This is a genomic window from Micromonospora sp. NPDC047557, assembly GCF_043205095.1.
In the GTDB taxonomy this organism is placed as follows: Bacteria; Actinomycetota; Actinomycetes; order Mycobacteriales; family Micromonosporaceae; genus Micromonospora.
Map to the genome: position 1 here is coordinate 140,717 of NZ_JBIDDK010000001.1, position 9,518 is coordinate 150,234.

Below are 9,518 nucleotides of genomic sequence, written 5' to 3' on the forward strand. Positions count from 1 at the left end.
GCCAGCAGGCCCTTTAGATGGCCTTGCGGGACAGGACCCGCTTGAGGTCCGCCATGGTGATCGCCCGCGTGGCCAGAACCGACACACCGAACACGGCGGCGGCCAACGCGCCCTCGACCTGCCACGGAAGCCGCACCAGCCACAGCACCAGAACCGTGGCGGCGCCCACGGCGAGGACACTCGCCAGCTCCCGAACGGGCAGCCGTGAAGTCATCGCGCGCGCGGCCAGCAGGCACGTGGTGGCGCCGATGACGAACTCGGTCGCTGCGGCGACGGCCGCCGCGCCGGTGGCGCCCCAGCGGGCACAGGCCCAGAACTGCGCCGCGAGGTTAGCCACCGCCACCGAGACGGTCAGCACCGCGATCGGCCGTACCATGCCCAGCGCGGAGCAGATCGTCGTTCCGACGTAGCCGAGGGTGACGCCGACGAAGGCGACCGCCAACAGGAGCAGGGGCGTGACCGCCGGGCCGAAGTCGTCGCCGTAGAGGTAGGTGACGAGGGCGGGGGCCAACGCGATCAACAGCACCGCCGTACCCGTACCGATCACGACGCCGGTACGGGTCGCCAGACTGAAGATCAGCGTTCGGCGGTGCGCGTCCATGCTCAGACTCGTCGCCACGATCGGCAGCAGCGGAGCCACCAACATGGCCGGCCCGAGCTGGGCGACGTCGAGGAACTTGTAGGCCGCCGAGTAGTAGCCCAACTCGGCCGCCCCCTGCAGGTGGAAGAGGATCACCGAGCCCAGTCGGTAGTAGGCCATGACCGCCAGCGAGCTGATCGCGAGTGGCCAGCTCAGCGCGAAGATCCGGCCCGCCTCCGCCCAGGACGGTCGGCCCAGTGGCACCAACCTCCGGTTGATCGCGACCCCGATGCCGGTCTGCACCGCCACGACGGCCACGAAGAACCACGCGAGCAGGACGACGTCACCGCCGGTCCGGGCGATGAAGACGACCGCCACCAGCCAGAGGACGCCCTGGACGAGGGCCAGGACCGCCGACACCTCGGGACGGAAACGGGCGGTGGCCCCCGCGGTGAGAACGGATGCCGCGGACAACGGCGTCGCAACGGCGACGACGCTGACGACGGCGCTGGACTCCCCGAACAGCCCGCCCGCGGAAGCGACGAGCAGGGCGACGGTCGCGAGCAGCGCCACCGATGTACGGATGAGCAGGCCGGTCGTGAGGATACGGCCGGCCGCCGCCTTCTCCCGCGCGATCCGGGAACTCACCGTGATCGTGGTGCCCATGTCAGCGACCTGCGCCGCCGCCGTGCCGAGGGTGAGCGCGAGGGCGAAGACGCCATAGCCGCCGGGGTTCAGGTACCGGGCGAGCACGGAGGTGGTCGCCATGCCCACGACCATGCCGAGCAGACGAAGACCCAGGGACACGGCGGTGGCGGTACTGAGCCCGCGCGCCGACCGGGTGGCGTCCGCCGGGCCAGTCGGCGCGAGATCCGCGGCGGACCCCCGGTCGGCCGGCTCGGTCGTCGTCTGCCCCGGTGAGGTCATCGGCGGCACTCCCCAAAGGTCCGTTCGTACGCGTCGAGCCACCTGTCGCGCCCGTGGCGCTGCTCAACGTAGGCGACACCGGTCCCCCGCCGCTCGAGCATCGCCGACACCGCGTCGGCGGTCAGCTCGGCCGGCTCGCCCAGAACGAGGCCCCCACAGTGCGGAATCAACTCCGTACCAGGATCACCGCGAAATGCCACGATCGGCAGCCCGCCAGCGGCAGCCTCGAGGATGCAGGTCGGCGTGCCGTCGGTCTCCGCGCCGCAGTAGAGGTAGAAGTCGCTGGCCGCGAGGAGGTCGGGCACGTCGTCGCGGTGGCCGGTGAAGTGCACGTCGGCGGTGCCGGATGCGAGCCGCTCCAGCCGCTCGCGGTCCGGACCGTCGCCGACGACGACCAGGGCGCTGCCGCTGGCCACCGCCGCCGCGATGGCCCGGTCGTGCCGCTTGGCGCCGTGCAGTCGCGCCGCGAGGACGGCGACCCGGCGGTCGTGGAAACGGCTCGGCAGCAACCGCTGGCGCAGAGCCATCCGGGTCGCGGCCGGTGGCGCGGCGTAGCGGCGGGTGTCGATCGCGTTGGGGATGACCACCAGCTTGTCCCGGCCGACCACCGGTTCAAGGTCGGCGGCGACGGCATCGCTGACGCAGACCACTCGGGAGACGTGCTCGGCTGCGCGCGCGTAACCGGTGAGAAGCAGGCGACCGACCGGACCGCCCATCCACCGTCCGTGCTCCGTCCACACGACGGGGGCCCGGCGCGACAACGGCGCGGTCAGCGCGATCTGTTCCCGCTTGAACTGCAGGTAGTAGACGGACGAGTCGGCGATGGCCCGGGTCCGGTGCCGCTCCATCGGCACCCGCAGCAGGCCGGCGGCCATCGTCCGGCGGGACCACTTCGGCCCGAGGCGGATGTCGCCGCGGACGAGACCCTGCTCCTCCCAGCCTGGGCACCGGCCGTACAGGGCGACGTCGTGGCCACGGTCGCGTAGTCCCCGACCGAGCGAGACGGTGTGCGCCTCAGCACCGCCGGCTGTGTCCGATACCGAGACCATCGTGACGATCATGACGTCCGGCCTTGCTGGGCGGCGGTGTACGCGGCGAGGAACCGGCCCGGGGCGTCCGTCGTGTCGGCCGGTTTCACGCCGCGTTCGTGGGCGAGGGCGATGGCGTCCGAGATCGCCGTCACACCGGTGTCCCGGGCGACGGCGGTGGCCAGCTCGCCCAGACCACCGCAGGGGGCCACCGCGGTCGGCACCCCCAGTCGGGCCGCTACGGCGAGGACGCCGGACTGGCTGGCGACCTCGTACGGCGCGACGACGACATCGGCCGCCGCCACCAGCGCGGTGAACTCGTCGACGCTCAGGTACCGGTACGCCGTCGTCACCGCCGCCCCGGTCCGCTCGATGAGCGCGTCGACCCGCCGGCCCGGCCCGAGGTCTTCCCCGACCACCGCGCCCCGCCAGCCGGGCAGCTGCGCGACGGCCCGAACGAACAGCTCGGGATTCTTGTCCGCCCGGACCTGGCCGGGCAGCAGGGCGAGCTTGACCGCGCTCGGGTTCAGCTCGGTCCGCCATCGGTCGACGAGTGCCGGCTGCGGAGGCGGTGTCCACTGCGTCAGCGGCACCCGCTCGACGTTCGCCACACCTCGGTCGAGGAGGCGTTGCCGGTCGGCTTCCGAGTAGACGAGCACGTGGTCGGAGTCCCGCAGCGCACTTCGCAGCGCCCGCCCGCCGCCCGGGGCGTTCGACCGGACGAAGGTGTTGTGCGGGCTGGCAACGACGGTCGCGTGACGCCGCCGGGCGATCGAGATCAGCTCCGGGGTGAGTGCGAACAGCCCCTGGATGTGCACGACATCCTGTGGGCCGATCTGCCGGTGCAGGTGCGGCAGCGTGCGAAGCAGGTAGCGCGTCGACGTCCGGGTCTGGCGGACCCGCCGGTGGGGCGAGGTGCGGTGCCAGATCACGCATCGACAGAGGGTCACCGAGGTCGGTGCCGCGTCGCAGTCGTCGGCGGTGTGCACGACCACGTCGAGGCCCAGTTCGTGCAGGCCGGCAGCGACCTCGACGGTGTGGTTGAAGACCCCGCCACGACCGCCGGACTCGATGAGGTGTACCCGGCGGATCACGGTCTGGCCGTCCCCTCGGCGAGCATGGAGATGGCGGCAACCAGGTCGCGGACGGTCTCGGGCCAGCCGAGGGTCGCACTCCGTTGCCAACCTGCCAGTTCCTGGGCGTGGCGTGCGGACGTGTCCCGCAGGACGTCGACGACCTCGCCGGCGAAGGTGTGCGGGTCGTCGGCCACCCGATGGGAGTCGGCACCGTGTACGGCGGCCGGAAGACCCCGCGCCGCGAACGAACTCATGACGACGCATCGGCCCCGTGACATCGACTCGGTCAACTTGAGCTGGGCGCCACCGCCGGTGGTGGCGGGAGCGACGGTCAGGGCGGCTCCGGCGTACGCGTCGGTCACGTCGTCGAGCGTGCCGAGGACCGAAACCCCGGGTACGTCGGCGAACTCCTGCGCCAGCGCGTCGCTGCGCCGGCCGGCCACCACGAGCCGAGCGAAGGGGAGGGCGGCGCGGACGAGTGGCCAGGTTTCCCGCAGGAACGTGCGCAGCGCCCGCACGTTGGGCTCGTAGTCGTAGGACGCCAACGCGAGGACGTACCCGTCGGGTGGCGAGGGATGGTACGGCCAGACGTCCACACCGTTGGGGGCGAGGACGACGTCGCTGGCCCACCCGCGCAGCACGTCCAGGTCCGGCGGGGACAGCGCGACGCACAGGGCGGCACGCGCGGCCACCCGGGGTTCCCAGAAGGCTGCCTTGGCGGCCTCGGCGCGGCGGGCCACGCGCTGCCACCCGTGGGCCGACCCCACCATCGTCGCGAGTCGCCGGCTCTCGATGTTGGCGAATTCGACGACCTGCGGTGCCTGCCGCGCCGCCGGGGGCGCCCAGGCGGCCAGGTAGGAGTGCGACCAGTAGACGATGTCGGGTCGGAACGTGTCGCACAGCCCCACCAGGGAGTCGGTGACCGGCGCCAGGTAGTGCCCGCCCAGGTGAGGTCGGCCCGACGCCCGGGTGCGGACGGCCGGCGGCGGTGACCACGGCAGCGGACGGGTCGCGACCGGGGCGTCCGGCTGCCGATCACCGTGGTCGGGGAAGGTGACAAGCACCTCGGCGTCGCGCCCCAGCGCCTCGGCAACCCGCGCGGTGCGAATCCGGCCACCGTGCTGGGCCGGCCAGGGCGGCTCGACGGTGACGACCAGCACGCGGGTCACGGCGCGACTTCGGTCAGCAACAGGTTGCGCAGCAGCGCGCCGCGCCCCTCCCACCCGTGTTCGGCAGCGCTCGCCATCCGGGCGTCGACGACGGTGTCGGTGACCGGTTGCAGCAGGCCGGGCAGGTGGGTCGGCAGGTCGTCCGCGTCGGCCACGGTCACGTGGGGGTTGGCCCGCGCGAGTTCGGCCACCGCCGGCAGGGGGCTGCTCAGCACGGCCAGCCCGGAGGACAGGTACTCGAAGCACTTGAGCGGGCTGACGCCACGGGTGTAGTCGTTGATCGCGTACGGGATGACGCCCACGGCGCAGGTGCCGGCCACCTCGGCGAGCTGATCGGGGGAAAGGACGCCGAGGTGGCGGGCGCCCAGAGCTTCCAGTTGCCGCAACTCCGCGTCGAAGCTGCCCCCGCCTGCGGCGAGCGGCCCTGCCAGCAGTAGCTCGCCCCGGCCGCGTACGGCGGTGGCGATCGATTCGAGGAGCCGCAGGTCGAGCTTGTGGACGGTGAGGTTGCCGGAGAAGAGGACGTCGGGTCGGCGTTGCGCCGCCGGCCTGCTCGCCGCCGTGAACACCGACACGTCGGCGACGTTGGGCAGGAGTTCGACGCGGGGAAAGCCGATGGCGGCGAGATGCTCCCGGACGGCCGTGCTGGTGGCGACGGCGACAGCGGTACGGGTCGACAGCGAACGCTCGCCGCGGGCTACCGCTACGGCGTCCACGCCGGGAAACGTCGCCAGCAGGTCGACGCAGTGGTAGACGACGAGGTCGGCAGCCTCTTCCAGGCCGTAGGTGACCGGCGTGAACGTCCAGAGCACACGGGGGCGTTCGCTCCGGAGCCAGTCGCCGGTGGCCCGCCGCAGCAGGGCGCGGTTGACCGGATAGGTGGGCGTGCGGTGCACCGGCAGCACGAGCGGCGACACGATCCGCGTACCCGCCGGGCGAGGTCGCTGCGCCGGGATCTCTTGGTCGCTCAGTGCGCGGCGAACCCGGGACACCATCCGGACGACGTCGTCACGACGCAGCGTGGGCCGGCGCAGGCCCAGTGACTCGACGAACGTGACATTCGCCGTGCGGGCCAGCTCCCGCGCGACGTAGTGCTGGTTCGTCGCGATCGGAGAGTCCCACTCGGCGGTGCCCAGCATCAGGACGTTCGCCATAGGAGCTTCGCCCGCCCCGGGACGCTCCGGCGCTACCCCGGTCACGATGATGCCTGCTCGTCCAGCCACACGGCCATGGTCTCCCGAAAGACCTGCGGCGTGAATCGTTGGGCGTTGGTCATCGCCGCCTGCGCCGACAGCTGCGACGCCCGACGGATCGGGTCCACGTATGCGCCCGGGTCGTCGGCGTCGAGGAGGAAGCCGGTCTCGCCGGTCACCACTGTTTCGAGCAGCCCGCCACGCGCCCAGCCCACCACGGGTGTCCCGCAAGCCTGGGCCTCGACCGGGATCATGCCGAAGTCCTCCAGAGCGGGATACAGCAACACGCTCGCGCCCCAGTACAACTCGCGGAGCCGCTCCGTGGTCGGTCTGACCTCGAACTCGACCGGCACGTCGACGCGGGCGGCGAGCCGGCGCAGATTGTCCTCCTCGGGGCCCCCGCCGGCGATCACGAGCGGCAGCCGGGCCGCCGCCGCGATCTCGATCATCAGATCGAAGTTCTTGTACGGGATCCAGCGGCCGACGCCGAGCAGATAACGGCGTTCCTGGTCGCGTACGGCCGGCGGGGCGGCCGCGAAGTAGTCCACCTCCACCGGCGGGTTGATCACCGTGGCGTCCCGGGCCCAGTAGCGGCGGATGCGTGCCCGCACCTCCAGTGAGTTCGCCGCATAGCCGTGCACGTGACGGCTCAGCCGCTTGTCGCCGGCCTGTAGGGCGACACGCATCGGCGCGAGCGCGGCGCTGGCACCCCGCTGGTCGAGGCCGGGGCTCCACACGTAGCGCGCGGGCGAATGGACGTAGCTCAGGTGGCGGGTGCGCTCCGGGTCGCCGATCTTCACGGTGTGCGCGAACGCGTGGCTCGACGAGAGGACCACGTCGTACTTCCGGCGGGTCAGCGTCCGCCAGGTGAGCGGCATGAGCGGGAGCGCGAGGGCCTTGCTGTGCCGCAGCGGGGTCTTCGCCAGCCAGGATTCATGGATATCCCCGTCCACCGTCGCGTCGTGGTCCTTCCAGAGCACGAAGCGGTCGGCGTGCGGCACGAGTTCGGCCATCTGTAGGAACACCTGCTCGGATCCGCCGGTGGCACCGAACCACTCGTGGATCAGCGCGACCGAGCGGTCGGCGAGGGGTCGAGGATCGGAGTCCGGTGTGGACGGAGCGCCGCTCGTCTGCGCCTGCCCGCTCGACCCCATCAAAAAACGACCACGTCGCGGATGTAGCTGGCGAAGCGCCGCAACTGGTACGCCTCGGGCACCGGCGAGGTCATCCGGATCACGAGTTGACGGTTGATGGCGCCGTCCTCCCCGCTGCGGAAGTAGGCGACCACGACGAGGCCGTGCCGTTGTGTGCCGTCGACCTCGATGATCTGCTCGGCGTAGCTCGCGTACAGGCCGCTGCGGATCCACTGTGCACCCCACGCCTCCTCGACCGAGCGCATGGCGTTCTGCCACTGGCCGGTGCATGGCTGCGGGCATTCGCGCACGATCACCTCACCGCCGACCGCCTGGTTGCCCGAGGCGGTGGTGCCGCACTGGTACTTAACGAACCCCTCGGCGCGGGCGGCGAGCGTGCACTGCCAGGTCGTCGGGACCTTCACCGGGAAACCCAGGCCGTCGAGATCGGTCAGCGTCCGGACGGTGTCCCGCTCGGTGAACCGTGGCCACTGCGTCGGCCACGCACCCGGCTTGGGCGGTTCGATACCGGGCGACTGCGGCTGCGTCGTCGGGATCGCCGGCGACAGGATGCTCGTGGTGGGCGCGGTCTGCGGCGTACCGGGATCGTCCGACCCACCCCAGAGCACCAGACCGCCTGCCGCGGCGAGCACCACCAGGACCAGCGCTGCGGCTCCGACCCACAGCCGGGTACGCCGCGGGCGTGGCTCGGAGGGCTTGATGCGGCGCACGGGCGCCACGAACGGATCGGCCGGCGGCACCACCGGGCGGGTCTGCACGATCGGCGGTCCCGGGACCTCGACGGGCACGCCCCCGGTCGTGTCCAACGCGGAAGGCGACGTGGGCGCAGCCGAGACCGGCTGCGGGGCCGCGGACACCGGGTTCGCGTGCATGGCCCAGGGCGCGTGCGGCATGTCGGTCGCCGGCTGGGGCGCGCCGGACACCGGTGGAGTACCGGACACCGGGGTACTGGACACCGGTGTGCCGGAGACCGGCGAACTCGACACCGGAGAGGAGGAGACCGGAGGCGCGGAGACCGGCGGGACCTGGGCGGGTGTGTATTCCACGCCGAGGGCCCGGAACAGTTTTTCGGCACCTGGGCCCGCTTCGGCGGGATACGCGACCCAGGGCGCGGCTGCCGAAAAGTCGGCGTACGCGAACGACATCGAGCCGGGGCCCTGGGCGAGGGAGTTGGCCGTCCCGGCGAAGGCTTCCCGCCAACCGGCAGTGCCGGCGACGGCGGCGTCCAGCACCGCAACCGTCACGAGTCGGCCGTGTTCGTCGATGGCAGCCCACGCCTTGCCGACCGGAGATCCACCCAGCGCGTGGGTGAACCGGTAGGGGCTTTCCGGCTGCATGCGCAACTCCTCTGTCCAACCGCCGTGCGGATCCTACAATCACCGCTCCAGCGCGTTGGGTCACCGCTGGGACCACCAACCAGGGCAATAGCCATCAAATCGGTTGATGTCACATCGCCGATCGTCGGCGATGTGTCTACTCGGCCGACCATTGCCTCTGAAAGTTTTCATGCATACAGTCGCGGAGTGAATGACGGAGCGGTCCAGGCGTCGGCCGAACAGGTGTTCAACCTGTTCGACGGCGTACGGCTCACCCCGACCCAGCGTCGGATCGCGCACTGTCTCGTGCAACACGCCCCGGCCGTGGCGTACCTCTCCGCGGCGGAGGTCGCCGAACTGGCCGGGGTCAGCCAACCCTCGGTCACCCGGTTCGCCGTCGCGCTCGGCCACGACGGCTATCCGGCGCTGCGCCGCCGGCTGCGCGACCTCACCAGCACGACGCCCGGCGGGCCGACGGACGCCGGCAACGAGCTCCAGCAGGCGGTACGCGCCGAGATGGACAATCTGGACCGGCTGGCCGGTCAGCTCGCCGACACCGACCGGATCGCCGAGACCGGCCGGCTGCTCGCGACCAGCCGCCCGCTGCCGGTGCTCGGCCTGCGCGCCGCCGCGCCGCTGGCCGCGTACTTCGCCTACTTCGCCGCCAAGGTGCACCCGGACGTACGGGTCCTCGACGACGGTGGCAGCCTGCTCACCGACCGCCTGGAGCAGGCCGCCGAGGCCGGGGCGTCCGCCGTGCTCGCCTTCGTGCTGCCCCGCTACCCCCGGGAGACCCTGGACGCGCTGCGCGACGCGCGTGCCGTCGGGCTGACCGTCGTGGCGATCACCGACTCGCCGGTCAGCCCGGCCGCCGAACACGCCGACGTGCTGCTGCCGGCCGCCGTCGGCGCCCAGCTCGTCTTCGACCTGCACACCGCCCCGATGACCCTGGCCATGGTGCTGTTGCAGGCGATCTGCGACGCCGCGCCGGCCGACACCCAACGCCGTCTGGAGGCGTTCGAAGCCTCCGCGGCCCGCCGACAGTTGTTCCTCGGTTGACCGGAGGAGACCGCAG

At 72.0% G+C, this 9,518-nt stretch carries 8 protein-coding genes; 1 reads left to right on the plus strand and 7 read right to left on the minus strand.

Annotated features, from left to right (window positions below; all coding sequences use genetic code 11):
* Window positions 1-13 precede the first annotated feature (13 nt).
* The 7 genes from ACGGAQ_RS00635 to ACGGAQ_RS00665 are packed head-to-tail and all read right to left on the minus strand — an operon-like array spanning window position 14 to window position 8,464.
* Window positions 14-1,507 carry an oligosaccharide flippase family protein gene (locus ACGGAQ_RS00635; RefSeq protein WP_393043309.1) on the minus strand — a complete coding sequence of 498 codons (1,494 nt, stop codon included), beginning with the start codon at window positions 1,505-1,507 and terminating at the stop codon, window positions 14-16.
* On the minus strand, window positions 1,504-2,556 hold the full coding sequence (locus tag ACGGAQ_RS00640) for a glycosyltransferase family 4 protein (RefSeq protein WP_393043311.1): 1,053 nt from the start codon (window positions 2,554-2,556) through the stop codon (window positions 1,504-1,506). Before ACGGAQ_RS00640 ends, ACGGAQ_RS00635 begins: the two co-directional genes overlap by 4 nt.
* Window positions 2,557-2,564: 8 nt before the next feature.
* Window positions 2,565-3,629 (minus strand): glycosyltransferase, encoded by a 1,065-nt coding sequence (locus tag ACGGAQ_RS00645; RefSeq protein WP_393043313.1) that lies wholly within the window; start codon window positions 3,627-3,629, stop codon window positions 2,565-2,567.
* Window positions 3,626-4,780 carry a glycosyltransferase gene (locus ACGGAQ_RS00650; RefSeq protein ID WP_393043315.1) on the minus strand — a complete coding sequence of 385 codons (1,155 nt, stop codon included), beginning with the start codon at window positions 4,778-4,780 and terminating at the stop codon, window positions 3,626-3,628. Before ACGGAQ_RS00650 ends, ACGGAQ_RS00645 begins: the two co-directional genes overlap by 4 nt.
* Window positions 4,777-5,934 (minus strand): glycosyltransferase, encoded by a 1,158-nt coding sequence (locus ACGGAQ_RS00655; protein ID WP_393043317.1) that lies wholly within the window; start codon window positions 5,932-5,934, stop codon window positions 4,777-4,779. Before ACGGAQ_RS00655 ends, ACGGAQ_RS00650 begins: the two co-directional genes overlap by 4 nt.
* Window positions 5,935-5,975: 41 nt before the next feature.
* The gene (locus ACGGAQ_RS00660; RefSeq protein ID WP_393043319.1) at window positions 5,976-7,127 is read right to left on the minus strand and encodes a glycosyltransferase; all 1,152 of its coding nucleotides are present in this window, start codon (window positions 7,125-7,127) and stop codon (window positions 5,976-5,978) included.
* On the minus strand, window positions 7,127-8,464 hold the full coding sequence (locus ACGGAQ_RS00665; RefSeq protein WP_393043321.1) for a hypothetical protein: 1,338 nt from the start codon (window positions 8,462-8,464) through the stop codon (window positions 7,127-7,129). Before ACGGAQ_RS00665 ends, ACGGAQ_RS00660 begins: the two co-directional genes overlap by 1 nt.
* Before the next feature lie 186 nt (window positions 8,465-8,650).
* Between ACGGAQ_RS00665 and ACGGAQ_RS00670 the strand changes: the two genes are divergently transcribed.
* A complete protein-coding gene (locus tag ACGGAQ_RS00670; RefSeq protein WP_393043323.1) occupies window positions 8,651-9,502 on the plus strand; it encodes a MurR/RpiR family transcriptional regulator in 852 nt (283 codons plus the stop codon).
* Window positions 9,503-9,518 lie beyond the last annotated feature (16 nt).

Excerpts from the sequence above, each read along its gene's own strand:
- ACGGAQ_RS00635 (WP_393043309.1), bottom strand. The coding sequence starts at position 1,507 with ATGACCTCACCGGGGCAGACGACGACCGAGCCGGCCGACCGGGGGTCC.
- ACGGAQ_RS00640 (WP_393043311.1), bottom strand. The coding sequence starts at position 2,556 with ATGGTCTCGGTATCGGACACAGCCGGCGGTGCTGAGGCGCACACCGTC.
- ACGGAQ_RS00655 (WP_393043317.1), bottom strand. The coding sequence starts at position 5,934 with ATGGCGAACGTCCTGATGCTGGGCACCGCCGAGTGGGACTCTCCGATC.
- ACGGAQ_RS00660 (WP_393043319.1), bottom strand. The coding sequence starts at position 7,127 with ATGGGGTCGAGCGGGCAGGCGCAGACGAGCGGCGCTCCGTCCACACCG.
- ACGGAQ_RS00665 (WP_393043321.1), bottom strand. The coding sequence starts at position 8,464 with ATGCAGCCGGAAAGCCCCTACCGGTTCACCCACGCGCTGGGTGGATCT.